Origin of the sequence: Thauera sp. SWB20 (assembly GCF_000831325.1) — a bacterium.
GTDB lineage: Bacteria > Pseudomonadota > Gammaproteobacteria > Burkholderiales > Rhodocyclaceae > Thauera > Thauera aminoaromatica.
This window is the reverse complement of record NZ_JTDM01000018.1, coordinates 125,271-149,731: the sequence shown is the minus strand read 5'-3', so window position 1 is coordinate 149,731 and position 24,461 is coordinate 125,271. Positions and strand designations below refer to the sequence as shown.

Below are 24,461 nucleotides of genomic sequence, written 5' to 3'. Positions count from 1 at the left end.
ACGACGCATCCGCATGAGTCACCATCGAGCTTGCCTGCCGGGCGCGGGCGGGGGCTGCGCGTCGGGTGGGGGGCGCGGCCGGGTGGCGGGCAGGACCCGCGTACTCTGGCTGGCGGTCGGGCTCGCGATGCTGCTCGTCGCGCTGTCGCGCGCACCGCTCGCGGACGTGCACTGGGACGCGCCGATCTACCTCTATCAGGCCAAGCGCTTCGCCGAGACCGCCTACCTCGTCGATGTCGCACGCAATGCGCAGGAGATCGTCGCCCAGCTCGCCGGTGCCTGGCCCGAGGACGAGAGCTATTCCGAGGCCTTCTGGCGATCGAGCCGTCTCGGCCACATCGCGCTGCTCGGCGCGCCGGTGGCCGCGTTCGGAAGCACGGATGCGGCGATCACGGCCGCCCACTGGATGTTCGTCCTCGCCATGCCGCTCGGCCTGCTGGCCTGGTGCCGGGTGAGCCATCTCGCCGGACGAGCGCTCGAGCCGGGTGCGGTCGGGGCCGGTGGGCTGGCGTCGAGCGCCCTTCTGTTCGTGCTGTCCGACGTCCATGGTTACCTGAGCGGCAACCTGGTGAGCGAGGTGCTCAGCTTCGGGCTCGGCGCTGCGGCGGTGTGGGCCTTGCTGGCGTCGACCGCCACGGCCGCGGGCTGGCTAGCGGCGGTCTCCGGAGGGTTGGCCTTCCTCGGCTACACCGTGCGGGTGGAGAGCGTGTGGATCTGGCTGGCGTTCATGCTCGCCTATCTGCCTTTTGCCGGCGCCGCGGAGGCACGCGCACGGACGCTGCGCCGCTTCGTCCTCGCAGGGGGGACGGCCCTGCTCGGCTACGCCACCTATGCGTTCGTCTTCCACCCGCTGGCGGACCCGCGCAGCTATCTGGCCTTCGCCGCAAGCCTTGCACAGCGCGCGCGCGAGGGGGTGCATGCGGGAAACCTGGTGTTCGTCGCCGGCGGCATGCTCTGGCTCGGGGCCGTGTTCGCGCTGCCGCGGTTCCGCGGCTCGCGGGTGGTGCGTTTCGGCGTCCTGTGGCTGCTGCTCGCGGGCCTGCCCTCATGGGCGCTGATCGCCTCCGACTCCGCCGTCCAGACCCGCATGCTGATCGGCCTCGTCCCTCCCCTGATCCTGCTGTCGGCGGCGGGCTGGACCTTTGTGCTGGGGGCGCGGCAGAGGTGCGCGGCCCTCGGCCTGGCGATGGTGCTTGTCCTGATGTCGAGACCCCCGATCTATGGCTGGTTCGTCGAGCAACCGGGTCTCTGGCGGATCCAGCGCCTCGGTGCGGCGATGTTCGTGCCGCGCTACGAGCGCGTCGATTACGTCCCCCGGGAGATGGCGGCGATCAGCGCGCAGGTGTTCGGCGGAGAGGGGCGGCCGGGAATCCTGATCGCAGCCCCGTCCGTCAAACAGGAATACCTCAACCTGGTGCGCTTCTACGGGCCGGCCTATCCGGCCGATGCGCACATGGCACTGGCGGGCGACCCCACCAACCCCGGGCGCTGCGAGCTTCGCCGCGACCGCGCCCACGAGCCGGTACGCTTCTGCACCGGCTTCGGAGATGCCGCGGCCTTGCGCACCAGCCTGGTCGGGCATCGCGTGCTCCATCTGCGGCGGGTCGGCGATCCGCCCCTGGCCGGTGCCGCGCCGCTGCTGCAGACCACCGGCTTCGTGCTCGAGCAACTCGGGCCGCTGCCCGTTCCCGATCCATCTCCCGAGGGCTCCCCGCCATGAGATCCTGGCTTCCCTGTGCGCTCCTCTTCGCCCTCTCCGCGCTCTTTCTCGCGCCCGCTCTGGGTGGGAGCGGATTCTGGTGGACCGACGAGACGCGGCATGCGATGGGCGGGGTGTTCATCCTCGACCTGCTGCGCGACCTGCCGCTCGACGACCCGATGGGCTACGCCCTGCGCTATTTCGCGCAGTATCCTGCGCTCGCGCTCAACTGGTACCTGCCCGGCTTCTATTTCGTCGAGGCCGGTTTCTTCGCGCTCTTCGGGGTCAGCGAGACGGTTGCGCACTGGACCGTGTTCGCCTTCGTCCTGCTCGCCGCCGGGCTGTGGTTCGACTGGGTGCGCACGGGCTGGAACCCCCTGATGGCCTTCATGGCGACGGCACTGTTCATCGCGGTCCCGGAGTGGAACCATTGGGCGCGCAGCGTCATGCTCGAGGCGCCGGCGATCGCCTTGCTCGTCCTCGTGGTGTGGACCTTCGAGCGCTATCTCGACCGCCCGGCATGGTCGCGGGCCATCGCGGCCGGGTTGGCGATCGCCGCCGCACTGGCGGTCAAGCAGACCGTCGCGCTCCTGCTGCCGGCGCTGCTGGCGTACGGCCTGATCTCGTCGCGGCGTGCCGCCCTGTGGCGCGTGCAGGCCGTGCCCGCCTATCTGATCGCGGCGCTGGCGATCGCCCTGGTCGCGCTGCATGCGCTCAAGTTCGGCAATCTCGGCCTCGCGGCCACCGTCGGGGACAGCCGGGTCGAAGTCGGACAAAGTGCGGCCCGCCTCTCGCTCGAACGCTGGCTGACCTATCCGCGGGCCCTGATCGAGGTCTGGGGCTGGCCGCTGGCGCTGCTGTCGCTCGCGGGGGCGCTGCTTCCGGCCCGCCAGGGCGAGGGCCGGCTGGCCCTGATCCACGCCTGGCTGCTGTGCTGGTACGTGGTGATGACGCTGGTGCTCGGCGGTGCGGGCAATGCGCCGCGCTACACGCTATATGCCCTGCCTGCGCTCGCCGTGCTGGCCGCCCGTCCGCTGTTCCTGCTGCGGGGGCGGCGATCGCACGACGGCTTCCTCGTCCTGCTCGTGGTCATGCTCGCTTTCCAGGGCTGGCGAACGCTGACGCAGCCGGTCCCGCGGATCGACGGCTATCGCGAGGTGGCGCAGGCGGTCCACGAGCGGCGGACAGGCGCTCCCGTGCTGTTTGCCGGCAAGCATGACGGCAGCTTCATCTTCCATCTGCGGCAGCTCGACCATGCGCGCGAGGCCGTGGTGTTGCGCGCGGACAAGGTCCTGGTCTCGCTCGCGGTACACAAGTACTTCGGCATGAGCTCGCACGTCTCCGGCATGGACGACATCCGCGCCTTGATTCGACGCTACGGAATCGAATACGTGGTGATCGAGCGCCCGGACATCGTCGGCGTTCCCGAGTTCGAGATGCTTGCCGAGCTGCTCGCGCAAGCCGATTTCGAACGCGTCGCCGAGTTTCCCGTGCATGCCGCCGGCGGGGCCGAGGCGCCGGAGCGGATCGTCCTCCATCGCTACCGCGATCATGTTCCCGCAGCCGATGCGGAGATCGTGATCCCGCTACCGCATCTCGGGCGCGAGATCCGCTTCCGGCGTGCTGGCGGCTGAGGTCGCCGCGGGCGTCGGCGGCAGATCCAGGCGGGGATCCCCGCGCAGCGCCGGGTCGTTCGCCATCCAGGCGCGCAGCTGCGCCCACAGGCGCTCGACCTCTGCGGGATGCCGGGACGCGACGTCCGCGGTGCACCCGGGGTCGCTCTCGACGTCGTACAGGCTGAGAAGCCTGCCGTGCTCGAGCGGCTGGTAGACGAGCTTCCAGCGCCCGTCCCGCACCATGCGGTCCTTGGCGACCAGTACCGTCTGGCGGTAGCGCTCGCGCAGCGACAGGCTGCCCGCCGCGATGTCCGGAACGTCGAGCAGTTCCAGCAGGTTGGGATAGCTCAGGTGTCCTTCGGGCAGACCGGGGACCGGTGCGATCCAGATCCCGGTCTCGTTGAACGCGCGCAGGTGCAGGTCCGTCGTCGGATCGGCGATCGCCGGGCGCAGCGACACCCCGTCGCAGCCGACCGAGGGCGCACCGAGCAGATCGAGCAGGGTCGGCATGATGTCCACGCTGCGCACCACCTGGTCGACGCGCTGGCCGCCCGGTCGGGCCGGGTCGACGACGATCAGCGGCACGCGCGCGCTGAAGTCGCCCAGGGCGGAGTTGCCCTGGCCCCAGGTGCCGTGCTCGAAGAACTCCATGCCGTGGTCGCTGTAGAGCACCACGATGGTGTCCTCCGCGAGGCCGCTGTCGTCGAGCTGGCGCAGCAGGCGCCCGACCTCGTCGTCGAACTGGGCCACGCAGCCATCGTAGAGATCGAGGATCTGGTCGAGGTCGAATTCCTCGCGCGGCTCGCCCTGGCGGCGGATGATCTCGAACGGCTCGGTCAGCCGGGCCATGGCGAACTTGGACGCGCCGGAATAGGCAGGATCGGAGAACCGGGTGTAGTAGGGGTGCTCCGATGCGAAAGGCGGATGCGTGGTCGAATAGAAGAGGTTGAGCAGGAAGGGTTCGTCGCCCGCAGCCAAACGCGACAGCGTGCGTCGCGCGCGGCGTCCGAGCATGCCGGTCTGGGGCACGCCGCCGAGGTAGTGAATCTCGGGAAGAAGGTGACGGCCGAGACGATTGTGCAGGAACAGCGACAGGAACAGGCGGATGTCCTTCGGGCCCTGGCGGATGAGGTACTTCAGGTTCCACTGATCCTCGGGCAGATCGGTGATGTCGAAGCCGAAATCGAACTTGCCCAGATCGGCGCCGCACCAGTCGGAAACCGCCGCGGTGCGATAGCCCAGTGCGCGCAGGATGTTCGGCAGGGTCTTGTCTTCGAGCCGCGTCTCGGCGCCGGCCACGTAGTTGTCGCGCACCCCGTGGTGGTGCGGCCAGGTCGCGGTGAACAGCGAGATCAGGCTCGGCGCGGTGCGCGCGCAGGGGACGTAGCAGGCGCCGAAGCGGGTGCCTCGTGCGGCCAGCGCGTCGATGTTCGGGGTGATCGACGCGCCTTCGCGTTGCGCGCCGATGCGGTCGGCCCGGAGCGTATCGCTGCCGATCATCAACACGTTGCGCCGCGCGCGCCGTCGCGGGGTGGGGGCGTGTGTGCCGTCGGGCTCCCAGATCGCCCAGGCGAGCAGCGCGATGTAGCCGCAGGTGACGAGCAGCATGGCCCCCGCGTCCGCGCTGCCGCCCTGGTGGTAGCGCAGCAACGCGATCGCCCCGACCAGGCCGATTCCGGTCGCCAGCACGATGCGCGCGATGAGGTCGAGACCGCGCTGCGACAGCGCGCGCCACAGGCGATGGATGCGGACGGTGCGATATTGCCAGGACGCGATCACCAGGCCCGGGTTTTGCGAAAGTGCTCGGCAGCCGGCATACACCGTCGCGAGCGCGAGGGTGAGGGCGCCGCCCGCGGCAGTCGTCCACAGCGGCGGTTCCCGACCGAGCGCTTCCGCCGCAGTGATCCACAGCGCGGTGCCCGGGAAGGCCCAGAACGCGGCGAGGCCGAGGGCCGCGAGCCCCAGGCGGGCGATGGCGAAGACGACGTAGCCGCGATAGCGCGCGAGGATCTCTTCGCGCAGGCCCGGCCCGGTGCGCGAGAAATCCCGCACCGACTTGGCTACCAGCACCGCGCTCGTCAGCGCGCCCACCACGCCGGCGCCGAGCAGGGCTTCGCCCAGCCAGTGGCGCGCGAGCACCGCCGCCAGCGCGAGCGTGAGCGCGGCGGCCACCAGCAAGGCCGCCGATCCCGCTTCCGCCCCGAGCATCGGCAGTGCCGCACGCCTGCGCTTGCGCCGGTGGCGGTCGCGGATGCCGGAGATCTCGCCCATCGAGGAAGCCAGGCGGACCAGATAGAAGCGCCGTGCCTGCAGCCGCCACGAGAACGCCAGCCCGAGGGCGTAGCCCGCGGCCTTGCGCCACATGTAGCGCGGCACCCGGTCGAACTCCGCGCGCACCCGCGTGACCGATTGCGAGCGCTGGTACCCCTTGCGTGCGACGTAGGACAAGGTCAGGCGTTCGCTATCGACATAGTGGTACTGGAGGATCTGCGGTGCGTAATGCAGGCGGGCCCCCTTGCGCAAGGCGCGCAGGATCCAGTCGGCGTCCTCCGATCCGCCGAGATCGTGTCCGGTCGGCCCGAGTTCGATCGCGAACGGTCCCGTCGCACCGATCACCGGCAGGCGGGCGACGAGATTGCCGCCTCCCGGGATCGGCCCCTCGAGGTCGATCGGGAAGTCCTCCATGCCCTGGTCGTAGCGCGGGACCGGCAGCGGGTAGATGCGATAGGGGCCTTCGTCGTGCACCCAGGCCGGCTCGCTGCCGTCCCAGTCGGGCACGATCCGCCCGCAGAAGAGATCGGCCTCGGGCCAGCGCTCCGCGGCGGCGGTGACCCCGAGCAGGTAGTCGGCGTCCACGCGGTGGTCGTCGTCGACGAAGGCGACCAGCTCGTCCTCCAGCAAGGGCAGGGCGCGGTTGAGCGCATGCGACTTTCCCGGCGTGGGCTCCGCGATCCACGACAGCGCCAGCCGATCCGCGCGGTCGCTGCGCCCGGCCAGGAACTCGTGCGTGCCGTCGGTGCAGGCGTTGGCCACGACGAACAGGCGGACACTCCAGCCGGCAGGCTGGCGGGCGGACTCGAGCGAATCGATGACGCGTGCGAGCAGGTCCGCGCGGTTGTGCGTGCAGATCAGGATGGTGAGGCTGCGGGCGGCGGTGGCGACGTTCATAGCCGTCCTCCGGCGAGCACGGCGAGCGCGATCGAGGCGATCAGTCGTCCCCGCCCGATGGGCGCGCACGCGAAGGCGCGCGCGAGATCGGCGAGCGCAGCGCCGCGATCGCCCTCGCGGCAGGCCCACTTGGCGTAGTCGCACAGCGTGCCCGCGTACAGTGCGCGCCAGTAGGCGCCCTGCTTGTCGGCGGGCAGCAGGTGACGGTTCTTGCGCGTCATCGCCAGCGCGCCGGCGCGCATCCGCGCGCGGTTCCGGCTCACGCTGCCGGGGCGCTTGAGTACCACCACCAGCGCCTCGGGGATGCATGCGAAGCCGCCGCATGCGGCCAGACGGATCCACAGGTCGGTATCTTCCGCGCCGAACAGGGCCTCGTCGAAACCGCCGAGCGCCTGCACCGGCTCGCGTCGCGCGAGCACCGACGAGGCGCCCCCCGCGATCAGCGCATGGGCGGCGAATACCTCGGCCACCGAGGCGGTGCCGTCGCCCTGGCAGGCCCAGATGCCGACTGGCTTGCCGTCCGGGTCCTCGAGGCTCGCCGTCGCGGCGCAGAAGGCCAGCTCCGGGCGCTGATCGAGCAGTGCGACCTGGCGCCCGAGCTTGGCGGGGAGCCAGCGGTCGTCGGCGTCGAGGAAGGCGATGTAGCGCCCGCGTGCGAGGCGGATGCCGGCGTTGCGCGCCCGGCTCATGCCGCCGTTGGGCTGGGAGACGAGGCGCAGCACGTCGCCGTAGCCGCGCAGGACCTCCGCGGTGTCGTCGGTGCTGCCGTCGTCCACGACGATCAGCTCGAAATCGGTGAAGTCCTGCGCCAGCACGCTGTCGACCGCGCGCCGGATGCACCAGGCGGCGTTGAAGGCCGGGATGACGACGCTGACCGTCGGCTCAGTCGTCGAGCGCATAGCCCAGCTCGCGCATCAGCGGAGCGATCGCCGGCAGGATGCGCGCGATCGCCTCGGGGTTGCTCTCCTTCCATTTCTGCTTCTTCGGCGTGCCCTTGACGATGCTGGTCGGGCGCCCCGAGAGTCCTGCGCAGTGGGCCTCCATGCGCGCGTCGAAGGGCAGGCCGAGGCGTTCGAACACGGTGCGGAACATCTCCACCGGGCGCTCGAAGATGTCTTCGTAGCGCACCTGGATCCACTGCGCCGCCGGCACGTCGCGCGCCGCGTCGAGGGCGAGCCGGTTGGCGCTGATCCACTGGAACGCGCATACCTCTTCCAGGCTGGCCCGGTTGTAGTCGCGCCACCCCGGCGGCAGGAAGAAGTGCCATTCGCGGAACTCGCCGCCGTTGATCTCCACCGGCACCGGCGACGGGCCGAAGAATTTCTCCAGGCCGAAGCCGCCATCGGTACGGCCCAGCCGCCAGCCGTCTATCATCGAGCTGATGTTGTCGCGTCCATCGCGGTGGATGAAGACGAACTTCGCGCGCGGGAACAGCTTGTGCAGGTAGGCCACGCGCAGCGTGTTGATGCAGGTCTTGTCGAGCACCGGGCCGGCGCCGAGGCGCGCATAGAAGTAGGCGAGCGCGCGTTCGCGGTGCGCGTGGTCGGCATGTTCCGGGCCTGCGGCTTCCGATGCCCAGCCGTTGTTCAGCGGCCCGTACAGCCCGTCCCAGAGCTGCGGCAGCTCGTAGTCGAAATGCAGGTACTGCCCGGACGCGGCGAGCGTCTCGAAGGTGACGGTGGTGCCCGAGCGCGAGCAGCCGATCACGAAGACCGGGTCGGGCATGGCCGGATGGGCGGCCGACCAGTAGAGCTCCCGGGCCCGCCAGCGCAGCCACTGGAGGTTCTTGGCGCGGATCTCGGGGTCGAGCAGCTTGTGCAGGTGCGACAGCCGGAACGATGACATCGGGGCAGGTCCAATCAGAGAGACAGGGGGGCGCTGCGGCGGCTTAGCCGCGGTCGCGCATCCAGCCGAGCAGGAAACCGCAGAAGTAGGCCGCGTTCATCTCCATCCGCAGCGAATGGTCGGCGCCCGCGCGCAGCCTGAGTCCGGCGGCGCGGCCGAGGGCGCGCAGCCATTGCGCGATCAGGTAGGGGGGCGGGATGCGTCGGCCGCTGCCGCGCTTCGCCGACCCTTCGGTGCGTCCCTGGCGGAAGTGCAGGTCGAGGAAATAGCCGCGGCGCAGCTTCGGGGTCTGGATGCGGTGGTGGATGATCGCCTGCGGAACCCAGCGCACCCGGCAGCCGTGCGCCAGCAGGCGACGGTAGATCTCGGTGTCCTCGCCGCCGATGTTGGCCTTGCCCATGCGTCCGAGGCGGGCGTCGAAATCGCCGATGGTGTCGAAGACGCCGCGGCGGAAGGCGAAGTTGCCGCCGAAGATCGGCGTTCCCGGCGCATCCAGCCAGCGTGCCTCGCCGTGGTCGAGCTTGCCGAGGAAGCCGAGCAGCTCGTCCTGCAGCCAGCGCGGCCGGACGCCATCCTCGAAGAAGACCTCGATGCGGCCGCCCAGCGCGTCGGGCTCGAACGCTTCCATCGCCTGTTCATAGGCGCGCAGCCACTCGGGGTCTGGCGTCTCGTCGTCGTCCATGAACAGCAGGTACTCGCCGCGTGCCTCGCGCAGCGCGCGGTTGCGCGCGTTCGACAAGCCGAGGCGTTCTTCCCGCACCACCCGCACCGCAACCCCCGCGGGGTGCCATGCGGTGCGCGCGAGCAGCGTGGGCGTGGCGTCCGTGCAGCCGTTGTCGATCACGAGCAGCTCCCACGGCCGTCCGGGAGGATGCAGGTCGGCGAGCGTCTCGAGCGTGCGTGCGAGGCGGTCGGCGTGGTTGTGGGTGCACAGTGCGACCGTGATGAAGGGCGTGGAGCCGTCCATGATCCCGCCTCAGTGACGAATGCCGAGCCGGGCGAGGACCCGGCCGGCGTTGTAGCGCAGCGCGGCCGTCAGGCGGCCGTCGTTGCTGCCCAGGGTGATCTTGCGGCGCAGCATCGCCGGGGTGTCGGTGCCGAACACGTCGAGCCGGCGCAGGCGGAAGCGGTCGACCTCGGGACGGTTGAACCCGGGCTGCACCGAGAACGCGGCGCGGTAGCCGGCCTGCCGCGCCTGGTGCAGGACGCGTTCGTCGTAGCGCCCGTACGGGTAGGCGAGGTAGTCGACCGGCGCACCGAGCAGGGCCTCGAGGTCGTCGCGCGCACCGGCGAGCTGGGCCTGGAGCGCCGCGTCGTCGAGCGTCGGCAGGTCGGCATGGTCGCGCGTGTGGGAGTGGAAGGCGAAGCCCTGGGCGCGCAGCGCGAGGATCTGTGCGCGATCCATCAGCGGGTAGGTGTGGCCGTCCGGATTGTGCTTCTCGCACCAGGCGTCGCGCTCGCCGACGAGCGCGCTGACCAGGAAGACCGTTGCCGGCCAGCCGAGCCTGCGCAGCACCGGACCGGCGTGGTCGTGCACGCCGCGGAAGCCGTCGTCGAAGGTGAGCAGGAAGGCGCCCTCCGGCAGGGACGCTCCGCCGTCCAGCCAGGCGAAGAAGGCGTCGATGGACACCGCCTTCCAGCCGGCGCGCGCGAGCGTGTCCATGTGTGCCGCAAAGGCTTCCGGGCTCACGCAGTACTTGCGTTCCCAGTCGTTGTGTGCAGCGCCGATGCGGTGGTACATCAGGACCGGGACGCGTTGGGCGGGGGAGGTCGTCATCGTGTTCGAGCGGAGAGGAGCGATTCGGGCGGCAGGGTAGCGGGTGTGCGGGTGTTGCGGTAGACCCCATGCTGGCGGGCTGGCTGGGCCGCCGCCCTCATCCGGTGCTCCCGGCGAGTCCGACGAGGCGGCGGAAGAGCGGGGCGGGCAGCAGGGCCGGCAGGATGTACTTGAGGTCGCGCACCCCCCAGGCGCCCTCGCGCAGGGCCGCGCGCAGCAGCACCTGGGCGTCGTCGAGCTCGCGCCGCCAGTACGCGCGGTAGGCCTCGCGCAGCAGGTAGCCGTCGGTCAGCTCGGCCAGGCGGGCGGCGGGCAGGTGGGCGATGCGCTCCGGGTGCGCGGCGACGAAGTCGCGCCGCACGCGCAGGGCGTCGAGGACCTGCTTCCAGCGCGTCTTCGAGATCTGCCCGCCGCCGTGCCAGCGGTAGAAGGCCATCACCTCGGGCACGCGCACGATCTTCTGCGTGTGGGCGTAGAGGCGCAGCCACAGATCGTAGTCCATCGCCGAGAAGCAGCGCTCCGAGAAGCCGCCGACGGCGTCGATCGCAGCGCGACGCACGAGGGCGGCGTGGATCGGCCAGGGGCAGGCGCGCAGGAACTCGGCCGCGGTGTCGAGCGCCGCATAGTCGGGCGGCACATAGGGCGTGGTGCCGGGCGCACCCTCGCCGACGTTCTGCCAGCCGCAGTAGGCGATGTCCGCATCCGTGCGTTCGAGGGCGTTGGCCAGCTTGTCCAGGCAGTCGGGGCTCAGGTAGTCGTCGGCGTCGAGAAAGGCGACCAGGCCGCCGCTCGCGTGGCGCAGGCCGAGGTTGCGCGCGGGGTAAGGGCCCTTGCGGTCCTGGTGCAGCACCCGCATGCGCGGCCCGTGCGCCGCCGCCAGCGCGTGCAGGAGGTCGCGGCTCGCGTCGGTCGAGCCGTCGTCGACCACGATGAGCTCGACGTCGCCACGGGTCTGCCCCATCACGCATTCCACCGCCTCGCGCACGAAAGGCGCGGCGTTGTAGCAGGGCATCACCACGCTGATGCGTGCGCTGGTGGCGGGCGGGATCGGATCGGGCTTGGTTTCCATGGGGCGGACGATGAAGGGCGGGGTCGGGCGGAGCTGGTTCAGTTGCGGATCAGGGCCTTGCCTGCCGGGTGGCGGCTCAGCAGCGTGTAGGCCCAGCGCCGGCCATCGGACATGCGCGGGTGGCGCAGCGCGGGCAAGGACTTCCACGCATCGAGCCCCGGATGGTGGCGCAGCCAGCGCCAGGTGGGAACGACGAAACCACTCTTGGGGCGGTTCAGGATCTCGTCGGGCAGGCCGCGTGCCAGCGTCCGCGGCAGCATGCTCTTGCCCGGGCCGAGGCGTCCGCTCGCGGCGAGACCGAGCAGGGCCTCGCTGAGCAGGTGGTCCACCAGCGGCACCCGGATCTCCAGCGAGTGCGACATGCTGACCCAGTCGGTGTCGCGCAGCAGCTGGTTGCGCATGTAGCGCACCGACTCCAGGCAGGCGACCTGGCCGAAGTCGTTCAGCCCCGCAAGCGCCTCGGTGTGAGCCGCATCGTGTTCGGCGAGGGCTTGCAGGCCTTCGCAGAGGACGTCGGCATCGACCACGCCGTCCAGTTCCCAGGGCATGAACACGCCCTTGAGCAGATGGTACGCGCCCTCCGGATCGGCGCCGCAAGCCGGGATCCCGGCCGCGTTGGGCGGCCAGCCGAGGCGGGCACCGAGCAGGCGGTGGGCGCCGCGGTAGAGCCGGGGTGCGTGCCGCCAGGGGCTGGCGTGGGCGCGCGCGCGCAGCCGCGGATGCTCTGCGAAGGTGACGTAGCCGCCGAGCAATTCGTCCCCTCCCAGGCCCGAGAGTGCGACCTTGAGGCCGGCCTGTTGTGCTGCGCGGCTCACGAACCAGGTGTTGATGCCGTCGATGGTCGGTTGGTCCATCGCGGCGAAGAAGCGATCGAGCTCGTCTTCCTGTTCGCCCGCAGAGAGCACGATGCAGGTGTGGTCGACGTCCAGATGGCGGGCGATCAGGCTCGCGGCCGGACATTCGTCGTGCGCCGTGCCCTGCAGGTCGTCGAACGTCAGGGTGAGCGTGCGCAGGCGGGCGGGCGAGGCTTCGCGGGCGAGGCCGACCAGGGTGGACGAATCCAGCCCTGCGGACAGGAACGCACCGACCGGAACGTCGGAGAGCAGGTGGGCGCGCACGCTCTCGAGCAGGCGTTCGCGCATGAAGGCGGCCTCCCCGCCGGCCGGGACGGCCGCCGCGGCCTGCACCGAGCGCTGCAGGGCGGCGGACAGGCTCCAGTAGCGTACCGCCGCGCCGGCGCCGGCCGCTTCGTTCACCAGCAGGGTCGAGCCTGCCGGCAGCAGGCGGATGCCGCGGTAGAGCGTGAACGGTTCCGGAACCGAGCCCCACAGCAGGAATCCGACCGCTCCCGCGGGTTCGGGGCGCGTGTCGACGCCTTCGCCGGCCAGCAGGGCGGAGACCTGGGAGGCGAAGCGCAGGGTCCTGCCGTCGTCCGCGTAATACAGCGGCTTGATGCCGTGGGGGTCGCGCGCGAGCAGCAGGCTGCGCGCCCGCGCGTCCCACAGCGCGAAGGCGAACATGCCGCGCAGGCGGCCCACCATCGCGGGACCGTGACGGCGATACAGGTGCAGCAGCACCTCGGTGTCGGAATGGGAGCGGAACTCGACGCCGGCGCGCTCGAGATCGCCGCGCAGCTCGGGGTAGTTGTAGATCTCGCCGTTGAAGCTGACCACCAGCGTGCCGTCCGCCGAGTGCATCGGCTGGGCGCCCGCCGCGCTGAGATCGAGGATGGCGAGGCGCCGGTGGCCGAGGCCGATCCGCCCGTCGTCGCCGGTCCACACGCCGGCACCGTCGGGGCCGCGCTCGATCATGGTGTCGCGCACCCGCAGCAGTTCGGCGCGGTCCACTGCGTTAGCAGCGGGGGCGTAGGCGAAGATCCCGTTGATGCCGCACACTTCAGCGCGTCTCCTGCAGGACCTCGCGCACCGCGCGCAGGTAGCCGTGGCCGAAGCGCTGGTCGGGTTCGAGGTAGTTGCCCTCGGCCCACTCGTTCCAGGCCTTGATGAAGACGATGCGCTGCTCGGCCGGGTAGCCCTGCACCAGGTCGACGCCGCGGCGCAGCACGGTCTTGAAGAGCTCCGGGGTCGAGCCGTGCAGCACCAGTCCGTTGAGACCCGAGCGCGGGGTGTTGTCCCAGTTCGGGAGCACCGTGGGGTACTCGGTGAATTGCGGCGGGCTGGCGCGGGTCAGACCGCTCATGATGCGGGCGTAGTCCAGCACGGTCAGCTTGTATTTTCCCTTCGCCATGCGCATGCGCGCCTTCAAGGCCGGGTAGCGCCACGGGATGTGGCCGCTCTTGGGCGGCAGGGGCTGCCAGGTGGCGGCGTCCATGCCGAAGTCGGCCGGATCGACCGCAGCGCCGAGGTAATTCACCGCGACCAGGTGCAGCCCCGGCAGCCCCGCCTGCGCAGCGAGCTCGCGCCAGTAGTCCATCACCCGCGCCACGTCGGGAATGTCGGGCGGGTTGTAGATCAGGAACATCGGCTTGCCGTCGACGCGGATGTAGCGCGGATCGTGGAATGCGGCGAGCAGCCATTCGAGGTGGCGGCGGTGGTCGTCCATGCCCGGGTAGGTCTGCTCGATCAGCATGCGATCGGCCACGCCCTGCCAGATGTTGCTCCAGCTGTGGTTGGCCCAGCACAGGCAGAACGGCAGGTCGGGCTCGCCGCTGGCGAGGATCTCGTTGACCGGGCGCTCGAGGATGCGCCGTCCGCCGAACCAGTAGTGGTAGTAGCAGAAGCCCTCGATGCCGTATGCGCGGGCGAGCTCGGCCTGCGCGTGGCGGGCCTCGGGCAGGCGCAGGTCGTAGTAACCCAGGTCGGCCGGCAGGTGCGGCTGATAGTGGCCCGGGTAGAGGGGCTTCGCCCGGGTGGTGTTGGTCCACTCGGTGAAGCCCTTGCCCCACCACTCGTCGTTCTCGGGGGTGGGGTGGTATTGGGGCAGGTGGAAGGCGATCGCGCGGGCGTTGCTCATCGTTACCGGGGCCGTGCAGGCAGGAATGCGTGAGAGGAGGAGGCCGGGCCGGGCTCTGCGTCGGACGGGCCGGGCTGCAACAGGATCCAGCCGCGCGCCGGCACGCTCCGCGTAGCGTCCATCCACCCGGGGTGGGCGGCTGTGAGCGGCGGCTCGAAGGCAAGCGGCAGGTCCGTCGTGGCGGTGTTGACCACGAGGAGGCAGGGGGTCTTGCGCGCGCCCAGGTTGATCACCCTGAGGCGTGCATCCGCGGCAGACGGCGTGGGCGCGGCCGATTGTGCGGGCACGATCTCGCCGTTGGCGCCGAGCAGCGAGGGCGGCAGGCCGAGACCGGCATCGTGCAGGTCGAGCACCGCGGTCGCCAGCAGCTCGCGGTCGCGCTGCGCGCGCGTGCGCAGGCAGCGGCGGTACAAGCCCTCGGCCCAGAATGCGAGCGAGTCCCGGCTGGCCGCGGTCTCCTTCCAGAGTCGGGTGACGCGGCTATTTACGCCGAAGTCGACCAGGCCGTCGCTGATGGACGTCCACCGAGGGTCTTTCGGGTCGACGGCGCCGCACGCGAGCAGGCGTTCGAAATCCATCAGGTGCACCCCGTGGTAGCGGTGCACGAAATCGGCTTGGCCGAGGCTGCGTTCGATGTAGCCGGCGGGCATCAGCAGGCGTGGAAAGCGTCGGCGGATCAGGTGCCAGCGCGGAATCAGGTATTTCCAGCCGAGCCGCTTCAAGGCGCGGCGCGCGAACGGCAGTTGTTCCTGCTCCGCCTTCGGCAGCAAGGAGAGGGCGATCACCGCGAGCAGCGGGCGGAACAGCCAGTCGGCCGGACGCGCGGACATCACCGTGCGCAGGCAGGCCTCGGCGGAGCGCAGCAGTCCGTCGTGGGTGTCGTCGCCGCACACCGCGCGCTCGCGGGCGAGTGCCAGCATGCAGTCGAGGTGGGTGTTGAGGATGAGGAGGTTCGTCGGCGACTTGCCCAGCCAGCGTCCGCGTTCCCACGCCAGCGGGTAGTGGCGCATGCCTTCCTCGGAGCGCTCCAGCGAATCGTGCAGGAACCAGGCCCCGGCATCGGTGTGGTCGACCTGCTCGGCGAGATAGCGCGCGATCCGGCGAAGCGCGCCCTCCAGGGCCGGCTCGGGCGCGGCGGCGAACTCGGTGGCCAGCAACTGCATCGCGCCATTGATGAGGCGGTTGTGGCTCTCGTACTCGTCGGTCCATTCGCCGTGCCGGAAACCGCCGTCGGCGTCCTGGCGGCAGAGGACGGCCAGCACGATCTGGCGGCGCAACAGGCGGTAGACGCGCTTGCCGGTGCTGTGGCCGAGGGCGCTGGCGACCATGTGCAGGGCGAGCGCGTCGAGCTCGTCGCAGATCTTCAGCTTCTTGGGCCAGGCCCAGCAGGCGCCGTAGACCTGGCCGTGCACGATGTGCGTGTAGAAATCCGCCGCGCATCGCGTCGCGGTATGGGAGGCGTATGCGAAGAAAGCTTGGGACTCGAGTGCGCTTGCCGTCATCAGCTCGTCTGCGGCGCGGCTCCCGTCCGTGCCCGACGCCTCGGACTCCAGCCGCCAGACGACACAATCGAGCACCTGGTCGGGTGCGAGCTCGAACGTGGCCGCCACCTCGCCGCCGCCGATCTCCATGTTCGCCAGCGTTGCCGGTGATTCCGCGCGGATGCGGCCGACGGCATCCAGGGTCCGGCATACCGGCAGGCGCGGCACCCAGAAGACGGCCTCGCCAGGTGTCGTCGGCTCGAACATCCAGCCGCCGATGGCGCAGCGTTTCAACAAGTGGTTGCCGGCGAGCCGCAGGCGGACCGATTCCGCGGTGGCGGTCCGCTGGACGCGCAGGAAGAGCGCGCTCGCGGCCTCGTCGGCGAAATCGTCGCGCACGATGTCGACGCCGTCATGCGACCCGAGGCGCCGCTGCGCGCCCCGCAACTGCATGGCGATGCCGCCGTCGGCGGCCGAAAAGTGCTCCAGGAGGTCGAGGTGCTTCATGGTTCGTCAGCGGGCGAGCCGGAGCGTACGGCGCCAGCGCAGGCTCTCGTCCGCGAGTGTGGCGAGCGGAAGGAAAAGGAAGGCGGCGGCGTAGGCGATCGCGGCGCACCCGCCCGTGACCAGCATGTACAGGGCGGGACGGATTTCACGCCAGTCCGCCGGGAGTGCCGCATCGGCGAGTGCCAGCACCGCCAGCAGGATGAGGTTGAGGCCGAGGCCGGGCGCGAGCGCGCGCCACAGGTCGCCGAGACGGCTCGGGAAGCAGCGCGTCGCGAGGTAGTACATCACCGGGGTGGAGAAGGCGATGCCGGCGAAGACGCCCCATGCGGCTCCGCTGATGCCCGAGTGCTTCAGGCCGTAGTAGCACGCGACGGATACCAGCACGCCCTGCGCGATGTGAATCCACACTTCGCGGCCGAGGCGGTTCATCGCCGCGAGTACCGCGCCGCAGGGGTGGCCGATGCAGATCAGCAGGCCGGCGAGCGAGACGATGCGCAGCGGATCGGCGGACGGAACCCATTTCGCGCCATAGACGAAGAGCATGAAGGGCTCCGCCATCCACGCCAGGCCGATATAGATCGGCAGCGTGTAGACGACCATCAGGCCGATCATGCGATAGAAGAGATACTTGACCTCGTCGGGGCGGTCCTGCGCCTTCGCCATCGCGCGGAAGACCGCGTCGTAGACCGCAGCGCTCACGGTCGAGAAGGGCAGCCAGGCAAGGCTCTCGCCCTTGTTGAAGAGACCGACCGCCGAGGGCCCCGCAACCCGGCTGATGATTGCGTTGCTGGCCTGCTTGGTGAAATAGGCGGCGAGGTCGTTGAGCGAAACCTTGACCCCGTAGGCGCCGAAGCGTCGTGCCACCTCGAGGTCCAGGCACAGCTGCGGGCGGCGGTCGCTCACGCGGTCGAGCATGGCGAGGGTGATCAGGCTGCCCAGGATGCCCGACAGGATCAGGCTCCACGGGCCGGCGCCCACCACCGCGAGCGCGATGCTGGCGAGGCCGGTGAGGACCGCTACGGCGAGCCCGATCACGGAGCGCTCCTTGAAGCGCATGTCGCGGTGCAGCGCACTCGCACGCGTGTTCACGAAGGGGCGCAGGAGGAAGCTGATCGCCGAGACGCGGACGAGGTCGGCGTAGAGCGCATCGCCGAAGGTGTGCGCGAACCAGGGCGCAGCGACGTAGAAGCCGGCGAAGATCAGGAGGCCGATCAGCAACTGCGCCGTGAACACCACGTCGAAATCGCGCGCTTGCGCGTCTTTGGACTGCACCAGCGCCTGCCCCATGCCGCCGCCGCTGATCAGGCCGACGAAACCCGTGAAGATCTGGATGGTGACGATGAAGCCGAAATCCTCCGGGACGAGCAGGCGCGCGAGCACGATGCCGAAGGCGAACTGAAGCACCTGACCGCCGAGGCTGCCGGTGACGAGCCACTTGATGCCGCTGCGAATCGAGTTCGATGTACTCATCTGGATGGGAACGAGGCCTAAGCGGGCGGAATGTTGCCCCGCATTGTGCCCGGGAAGGCGTGAACAAGCCGTGAATTATGGCCTCTACACGCGCCGGGACGCATGCGAAGCGGGGTGCGCGGGGTCGATTGCGACTTCGCTCGGGCTCCGCACCTGCGGCGCCGGCCGAGGTGGCGCAGGCTTTCACGGGCACGAGCCCGCTTGGCGTGGCGACCGCGGAGGTCGGGTTGACCTTCCCACGTTGGCAAGGTCTACAGTGCGGACTATCCCGGTTCCGTACTGGATGGACACCATGAACACCCCCCGGACTGTCTCGCCCGCCGCTGCGGTGCGCACCCTCGCCATCGCCGGCATGAACTGCGCCTCCTGTGTCGCCCACGTCGAGAAGGCCTTGCTGAAGGTCGAGGGCGTGCAGGCCGCCAGCGTCAACCTGGCCACCGAGACCGCCACCGTGACGGCTCCGGCGGCGGTGCCGCTGTCGGCGCTGATCGCCGCGGTCGATAAGGCCGGCTACGAGGTGCGGCGCGACACCCTCGAGCTCGACATCGAGGGCATGAGCTGCGCGGCCTGCGTGGGCCGCGTCGAGAAGGTGCTGCAGCGCGTGCCCGGGGTGGTGACGGCCAATGTGAACCTGGCCGCGCGCCGCGCCCACGTCGAGCTCGCCGGCGGCGTGCCGACCGCGGCCCTGGTGGAGGCAGTGCAGAAGGCGGGCTTCGGCGCGCGTCCGGCGGCGGAGGTGGGCGAGGGGGTGCGCGAGGCCGACGCCGCGGCCGAGGAGGCGGCGCTGCGACGTGCGGTGTGGATCGCGCTCGCGCTCACCCTGCCGGTGTTCGTGCTCGAGATGGGCGCGCACCTGATCCCCGGCATGCACGACTGGGTCATGGCCACGATCGGCCACCGCGAGAGCTGGCTGCTGCAGTTCGTACTGACCAGCGCGGTGATGTTCGGGCCCGGGCTGCGCTTCTTCCGCAAGGGCGTGCCCGCGCTGCTGCGCGGCGCGCCGGACATGAACGCGCTGGTGGCGGTGGGCACCTCGGCGGCCTGGGGCTACTCGGTGGTGGCCTTGTTCGCGCCCGCGCTGCTGCCGGCGGGTACGGTCAATGTGTATTTCGAGGCCGCGGCGGTGATCATCACCCTGATCCTGCTCGGGCGCCTGCTCGAGGCGCGCGCGCGCGGCCGCACCAGCGACGCGATCCGCCGCCTGATGCGCATCCAGCCGCGCACCGCGCGCGTGCGGCGCGACGCCGGGGTGGTGGAGCTGCCGATCGCCGAGGTCGCGGTGGGCGACGTGGTGGAGGTGCGCCCGGGCGAGAAGGTGGCGGTCGATGGCGAGGTGGTCGAGGGTGCGTCCTTCGTGGACGAGTCGATGATCACCGGCGAGCCGGTGCCGGTGGAGAAGGGCGCCGGTGCGACCGTGGTCGGCGGCACGCTCAACACCCGCGGCGCCTTCGCCTTCCGCGCCACCCGGGTGGGGGCGGACACCGTGCTCGCGCAGATCATCCGCATGGTCGAGGCGGCGCAGGGCGCCAAGTTGCCGATCCAGGCCCTGGTCGACAAGGTGACGATGGTGTTCGTGCCGGTGGTGATGGGGGTGGCGGCGCTCACCTTCCTCGCCTGGCTGTTGTTCGGGGCCGCCTGGCTTCCGGCGGATGTGCCGGTGCTCACCTTCGCGCTGGTGAATGCGGTGGCGGTGCTGATCGTCGCCTGCCCGTGCGCGATGGGGCTGGCGACGCCGACCTCGATCATGGTCGCCACCGGGCGCGCGGCGCAGATGGGCGTGCTGTTCCGCAAGGGCGACGCGCTGCAGCTGCTGCGAGACGCGGCCGTGGTGGCGCTGGACAAGACTGGCACGCTCACCGTCGGCAAGCCGCAGCTCACCGACCTGGTGGTTGCCGAGGGCTTTGCGCGTGCCGACGTGCTCGCATGCGTGGCGGCGGTCGAGCGTGCCTCGGAGCATCCGATCGCCGAGGCCATCGTCGTCGCGGCGCGTGCGGAAGGGCTGGATATCGCCGCCGCGGAGGGCTTCGGGGCCGAGCCCGGCTACGGTGTGCGCGCACGGGTGGGCGGGCAGCGCGTCGAGGTCGGCGCCGACCGCCTGATGCGCCGGCTGGGGCTGGAGCCGGACGTGTTCGCCGCCACCGCGGCTCGCCTCGCCGACGAGGGCAAGTCGCCGCTCTATGCCGCGATCGACGGCCGCCTCGCCGCCATCCTTGCAGTGGCCGACCCGCTCAAGCCGAGCTCGGTCGCGGCGGTGAGGGCGCTCCACGTCATGGGGCTGAAGGTCGCGATGATCACCGGCGACAACGCGCGCACTGCGCGCGCGATCGCCCGCCAGGCGGGGATCGACGAGGTTGTCGCGGAGGTGCTGCCCGACGGCAAGGTGGCTGCGCTGCGCAGGCTGGCGGAGGGAGACGGCCGCGGTGAAGCCTCGACCGCAGCGGCGGGCGCAGGCCCGGTCGAGCCGATGTCCGGCGCTGGCGGTTCGACGGAGGTGGGCGCCCGGCGCCGCGTCGCCTTCGTCGGCGACGGCATCAACGACGCGCCCGCGCTCGCCGAGGCCGACGTCGGCATCGCGATCGGCACCGGCACCGACGTGGCGATCGAGAGCGCCGACGTGGTGCTGATGTCGGGCGACCTGACGGGCGTGCCGCGCGCGATCGCGCTGTCGCGCGCGACCATGCGCAACATCGGCCAGAACCTGTTCTGGGCCTTCGCCTACAACAGCGCGCTGATCCCGCTCGCCGCGGGGGTGTTCTACCCGGCCTTCGGCGCGCTGCTGTCGCCGGTGTTCGCCGCGGCGGCGATGTCGATGTCGAGCGTGTTCGTGCTCGGCAACGCCCTGCGCCTGCGCCGCTTCGCCGCCGACGCGCCGCAGACGGCCGGGTGAGTGCAGGCCACGGGCCGCGGCGAGCCGCGCATCAAGCTGCGTGCGGGAAGTCGCAGTGCTTTGGATGCACGGTGGTTTGTGTAGGAGCGACGCGAGTCGCGATCCGGCGCTCCTCTCCGCGCCGCGGTGTTTCCGCCGCTGCAATCGCGACTTGCGTCGCTCCTACGCGGCATGCGCAGGGCGTCGGTGCATCGCATGGCCGGGCACTCCGCTTGGATGCCGGCGACTGGGAGGCGCGAGCGGCACATGGAGAACAGCATGAATATCGGCAAGGCGGCCGCCGCCTCCGGCGTGTCGGCGAAGATGATCCGCTACTACGAGTCGATCGGCCTGGTGGCGGCGGCGCGGCGGACCGACGTGGGCTACCGCGCTTACACCGGCGAGGACGTTCACGTGCTGCGCTTCATCCGCCGCGCGCGCGACCTGGGCTTCTCGCTGGCGGATATCGGCGACCTGCTCGCGCTGTGGCGCGACCAGGGGCGGGCGAGCGCGGACGTCAAGCGCATCGCGCTCGGGCACGTCGCCGCGCTCGAACGCAAGATCGCCGAGCTGCAGGGGATGGTGGATACGCTGCGCACCCTTGCGGCGCATTGCCATGGTGACGCACGCCCGGATTGCCCCATCCTCACCGACCTGGATGCGGGCGGCGGGCGCTGAGCGGCGGCGGGGATGGGGCGGCGATCGTCGCAGGGCAGTGGCGCGGCGGGTTACCATCGCACCCCTCATCCCTCGATAGAAGCGCCCTGAATGCAAACAGACCTCGCCGACGAACCCCGGAAGGCCATCGTCGCCTCGGTGCAACGCCCCAACGTCAGCGATGCCGAGTTCGAAGCTTCGCTCGCCGAGTTGCGCGAACTGGCGAAAACCCTCGGCTACCGGGTGGTCCACACCTTCACCCAGAAGCGTGCGGGTTTCGACACCACCGGCTATCTGGGGGTCGGCAAGCGTCAGGAGGTCCGCGAGTTCGTGGCCGCGCAGGCCGGCTTCGACGCGGCGTCGACGGACACCGTGCCGCGCACCGGCGCGATCGAGGCCCTGCTGGTCGACCACGAGATCTCGCCCTCGCAGGCGCGCAACCTCGAGCTCGAGACCGGCTGCGAGGTGATGGACCGGACCATGGTCATCCTCGAGATCTTCCACCGCAACGCGCGCTCGCGCGCGGCCAAGGCACAGGTGGAGATCGCCCGCCTGGGCTACATGGCGCCGCGCCTGCGCGAAGCCGCCAAGCTTGCCGGGCCGCAGGGACGGCAGCGCAGCGGCGTGGGCGGTCGCGGTGCCGGCGAGTCGCATACCGAGCTCGATCGCCGCAAGATTCGCGACCGCATCGCCGAGCTGCAACTGGAGATCGTCGCGATGGAGGCCGAGCGCAAGACCCAGCGCGCGCGCCGCCAGGGTCGCCAGAGCCCGGCCAGCGTGGCGCTGGTCGGCTACACCAATGCGGGCAAATCCACGCTGATGCGCGCGCTCACGGGCAGCGAGGTGCTGGTCGCCAACAAGCTCTTCGCCACGCTCGACACCACCGTACGCACGCTCTACCCCGAGAGCGTGCCGCGCGTGCTCGTCAGCGACACCGTCGGCTTCATCAAGAACCTGCCGCACGGCCTGGTGGCGTCGTTCAAGTCCACCCTGGACGAAGCGCTGGACGCCGGCCTGCTGCTGCACGTCATCGACGCCAGCGATCCCGGCTTCGAGCGCCAGCTCGAGGTCACCGACAGCGTCCTGCAGGAAATCGGCGCCGACGAGCTGCCGCGCATCCGTGTCTTCAACAAGATCGACCATGTCGGCGACGCTGCGGCGCAGGCCGAATGCGAGGCCGCGCTGCGCGCGAAATACCCCGGCTGCATCGTCATGAGCGCGCGCCGGCCGGATGAGGTGGCCAGGCTGCGGCAGACGATCGTGGCGTTCTTCCAGCAGGATCTGGTCGAGGCGGAGCTGCTCTTGCCGTGGTCGGCGCAGCAGCTGCGCAAGGAGATCTACGCCAACTGCGAGGTGCTGGAGGAAAGGGCGGAGGATGAAGGGGCGGTCTTCAGGCTGCGCGGCGAGCCCGACACCGTCGAACGACTGCGCGCGCAATGTGCCCTGACACGCTGACGCGCAAACGCCACCGCAAGGGTGGCGTTTGCCGGTGAGCTGATGCGCCCGGACTGGCGCGCATGCGGCGTCGGGTCTCGGGCGAGTGGCCCCCCGGTCGGGTGGGGCGAGCCCGATCAGCCGACCTGATCGAGCGCCTTCTCCAGCGTGGCGACGGTGCGCGCGACGTTGTGCAGCTTGTCGAGCCCGAACAGGCCGACGCGGAAGCTCTTGTAGTCGGGACGCTCGTCGCAGGCGAGCGGCACGCCGGCGGCGACCTGCAGGCCGGCGGCGGCGAACTTGGCGCCGGTCTTGATGCCGTCGTCGGTGGTGAAGCTCACCACCACGCCCGGGGCCTGGAAGCCCGCGGCGGCCACGCTCGGGAAGCCGCGCGCCTCGAGCAGCGCACGCACGCCAGCGCCGAGTTCCACCTGCTCGGCCTTGACCTTGTCGAAGCCGTAGGCCTCGGTCTCGCGCATCACGTTGCGCAGCGTGACCAGGCCGTCGGTGGGCATGGTGGCGTGGTAGGCGTGGGCGCCGCCCTCGTAGGCTTCCATGATCTGCAGCCACTTCTTGAGGTCGCAGGCGAAGCTGGTGCTGGTGGTGCCCTCGATGCGCTCGCGCGCGGCGGCGCTCAGCATGACCATCGCGCAGCACGGCGAGGCGCTCCAGCCCTTCTGCGGCGCGCTCACCAGCACGTCGACGCCGGTGGCGTCCATGTCCACCCAGATCGTGCCCGAGGCGATGCAGTCGAGCACGAAGAGGCCGCCGACCGCGTGGGTGGCGTCGGCCACCGCGCGCAGGTAGTCGTCGGGAAGCATCATGCCGGCCGAGGTCTCGACGTGCGGGGCGAACACCACGTCGGGGCGGTGCTGGCGGATCGCCGCAACGACCTCGTCGATCGGCGCCGGGACGAAGGGCGCCTGCGCCTCGTCGCGCACCTGGCGGGCCTTGAGCACCACGGATTCGGCGGGGATGTCGCCCATCTCGAAGATCTGCGTCCACCGGTAGCTGAACCAGCCGTTGCGGATCACCAGGGTCTTCCGGCCGGTGGCGAACTGGCGCGCGACCGCTTCCATGCCGAAGGTGCCGCTGCCGGGGACGATGGCGACGGCGTGGGCGTGGTAGACCTTCTTCAGCGTCGCCGAGAGCTCGCGCATGACGCCCTGGAAGGCCTGCGACATGTGGTTGAGCGAGCGGTCGGTATAGACCACCGAGTATTCGAGCAGGCCATCGGGATCGACGTGGGTGAGCAGACCGGGCATGGAGACCTCCTGGGGAGCGGGGATTCTTCGAGGAAGAAGGGGGGCGGGAATGAGGTGGGCGGGGCGTGGGCCGGGATCGGCCCCGGGCCTCGTCGAGGCGGGCCCGATCCATTCGTCCGAAAGCGATCATTCTAGCGCCTCGCCCGCGTGCAGGGCGAGGCGCGGAGGGCGAACGGCGTCCGATCGGGCTGCGTTCAGAGCGCCAGCCCGGCGCGCTTGCGCAGCGCGCCGACGTAGGCCGCGCCGTCGGGCGGGGTGCCCTTGCGCTGGGCGTCGAAGAGCATCTCGCCGAGGCACTCGAGCGCGTCGTGCATGGCGTCGTGACGGTCGCCGCGGTGCTGGCAGGCGGCCTCGAAGGCGGCGCGGATGCCGGGCGGCTGGTCGATCGAAAGCTGCTCCTCGATGGCCAGGTGCAGCGACAGGTGCAGGAAGGGGTTGATCTGCCCGGCCTCGGGCGGAAAGTCGCGGTGCACCGCCTCCGGGTCCTCGACCACGGCGTGGTACTCGGGGTGGAGCGCGATGATGTCGGCGGCGATGGTCTCCATCGGCGTCAGCACTTCCTTGGCGCGCGCCTTGCGCCAGGTGTCGATGAAGAAGCTGCGCACCTGGTCGCGGCTGGGGTTGAACATGTCGG

General features: G+C 70.7%; 17 protein-coding genes. 5 read left to right on the top strand and 12 right to left on the bottom strand.

Annotated features, from left to right (window positions below; all coding sequences use genetic code 11):
- Window positions 1–13 precede the first annotated feature (13 nt).
- Both PO78_RS11045 and PO78_RS11040 read left to right on the top strand, forming a co-directional pair.
- Window positions 14–1,720 (top strand): hypothetical protein, encoded by a 1,707-nt coding sequence (locus PO78_RS11045; RefSeq protein ID WP_231570687.1) that lies wholly within the window; start codon window positions 14–16, stop codon window positions 1,718–1,720.
- Complete coding sequence (locus PO78_RS11040) at window positions 1,717–3,333, top strand: ArnT family glycosyltransferase (protein WP_004299587.1); 1,617 nt, start codon at window positions 1,717–1,719, stop codon at window positions 3,331–3,333. Before PO78_RS11045 ends, PO78_RS11040 begins: the two co-directional genes overlap by 4 nt.
- Here the strand turns inward: PO78_RS11040 and PO78_RS11035 are convergent.
- The 10 genes from PO78_RS11035 to PO78_RS10990 all read right to left on the bottom strand — a co-directional run bounded on the left by PO78_RS11035 (window position 3,286) and on the right by PO78_RS10990 (window position 17,605).
- Complete coding sequence (locus PO78_RS11035; protein WP_043743761.1) at window positions 3,286–6,483, bottom strand: sulfatase-like hydrolase/transferase; 3,198 nt, start codon at window positions 6,481–6,483, stop codon at window positions 3,286–3,288. The two genes, PO78_RS11040 and PO78_RS11035, sit on opposite strands and share 48 nt — an antisense overlap.
- Window positions 6,480–7,382, bottom strand: a complete 903-nt coding sequence (locus tag PO78_RS11030; protein WP_012585878.1) for a glycosyltransferase family 2 protein — start codon at window positions 7,380–7,382, stop codon at window positions 6,480–6,482. Before PO78_RS11030 ends, PO78_RS11035 begins: the two co-directional genes overlap by 4 nt.
- Complete coding sequence (locus PO78_RS11025) at window positions 7,366–8,328, bottom strand: sulfotransferase family protein (protein WP_004299582.1); 963 nt, start codon at window positions 8,326–8,328, stop codon at window positions 7,366–7,368. Before PO78_RS11025 ends, PO78_RS11030 begins: the two co-directional genes overlap by 17 nt.
- A gap of 43 nt (window positions 8,329–8,371) precedes the next feature.
- The gene (locus tag PO78_RS11020) at window positions 8,372–9,295 is read right to left on the bottom strand and encodes a glycosyltransferase family 2 protein (protein ID WP_043743757.1); all 924 of its coding nucleotides are present in this window, start codon (window positions 9,293–9,295) and stop codon (window positions 8,372–8,374) included.
- Window positions 9,296–9,304: 9 nt separating this feature from the next.
- Window positions 9,305–10,105: a polysaccharide deacetylase family protein gene (locus tag PO78_RS11015; RefSeq protein ID WP_012585877.1), complete on the bottom strand. Its 801-nt coding sequence runs from the start codon at window positions 10,103–10,105 to the stop codon at window positions 9,305–9,307.
- Window positions 10,106–10,202: 97 nt separating this feature from the next.
- Entirely contained in the window at window positions 10,203–11,174 is a 972-nt protein-coding gene (locus PO78_RS11010; protein WP_004299576.1) for a glycosyltransferase family 2 protein, read from the bottom strand.
- Window positions 11,175–11,212: 38 nt separating this feature from the next.
- Window positions 11,213–13,069 carry an asparagine synthase (glutamine-hydrolyzing) gene (asnB, locus tag PO78_RS11005; RefSeq protein ID WP_012585876.1) on the bottom strand — a complete coding sequence of 619 codons (1,857 nt, stop codon included), beginning with the start codon at window positions 13,067–13,069 and terminating at the stop codon, window positions 11,213–11,215.
- Between the two features lies 1 nt (window position 13,070).
- Window positions 13,071–14,147, bottom strand: a complete 1,077-nt coding sequence (locus tag PO78_RS11000) for a glycosyltransferase WbsX family protein (protein WP_043743754.1) — start codon at window positions 14,145–14,147, stop codon at window positions 13,071–13,073.
- A 2-nt stretch (window positions 14,148–14,149) separates the two neighbouring features.
- Window positions 14,150–16,135, bottom strand: coding sequence for a hypothetical protein (locus tag PO78_RS10995; RefSeq protein WP_012585875.1), 1,986 nt, complete (start codon window positions 16,133–16,135; stop codon window positions 14,150–14,152).
- 6 nt (window positions 16,136–16,141) lie between these two features.
- Window positions 16,142–17,605: a lipopolysaccharide biosynthesis protein gene (locus tag PO78_RS10990; RefSeq protein ID WP_004324858.1), complete on the bottom strand. Its 1,464-nt coding sequence runs from the start codon at window positions 17,603–17,605 to the stop codon at window positions 16,142–16,144.
- A gap of 292 nt (window positions 17,606–17,897) precedes the next feature.
- On the opposite strand from PO78_RS10990, the gene PO78_RS10985 reads away from it, so the two are divergent.
- The 3 genes from PO78_RS10985 (at window position 17,898) to hflX (ending at window position 22,583) form a co-directional block, all read left to right on the top strand.
- A complete protein-coding gene (locus PO78_RS10985; protein ID WP_043743751.1) occupies window positions 17,898–20,492 on the top strand; it encodes a heavy metal translocating P-type ATPase in 2,595 nt (864 codons plus the stop codon).
- A gap of 258 nt (window positions 20,493–20,750) precedes the next feature.
- Window positions 20,751–21,149 carry a Cu(I)-responsive transcriptional regulator gene (gene cueR / locus PO78_RS10980; RefSeq protein ID WP_004309288.1) on the top strand — a complete coding sequence of 133 codons (399 nt, stop codon included), beginning with the start codon at window positions 20,751–20,753 and terminating at the stop codon, window positions 21,147–21,149.
- 90 nt (window positions 21,150–21,239) lie between these two features.
- Window positions 21,240–22,583: a GTPase HflX gene (gene hflX, locus PO78_RS10975; protein ID WP_043743749.1), complete on the top strand. Its 1,344-nt coding sequence runs from the start codon at window positions 21,240–21,242 to the stop codon at window positions 22,581–22,583.
- 116 nt (window positions 22,584–22,699) lie between these two features.
- On the opposite strand, the gene PO78_RS10970 is transcribed toward hflX, so the two are convergent.
- Together PO78_RS10970 and PO78_RS10965 are read right to left on the bottom strand one after the other, a co-directional pair.
- Entirely contained in the window at window positions 22,700–23,827 is a 1,128-nt protein-coding gene (locus tag PO78_RS10970; protein ID WP_004309292.1) for an aminotransferase class V-fold PLP-dependent enzyme, read from the bottom strand.
- A 194-nt stretch (window positions 23,828–24,021) separates the two neighbouring features.
- Window positions 24,022–24,456 (bottom strand): DUF1841 family protein, encoded by a 435-nt coding sequence (locus tag PO78_RS10965; RefSeq protein ID WP_004309293.1) that lies wholly within the window; start codon window positions 24,454–24,456, stop codon window positions 24,022–24,024.
- Window positions 24,457–24,461: the final 5 nt, after the last annotated feature.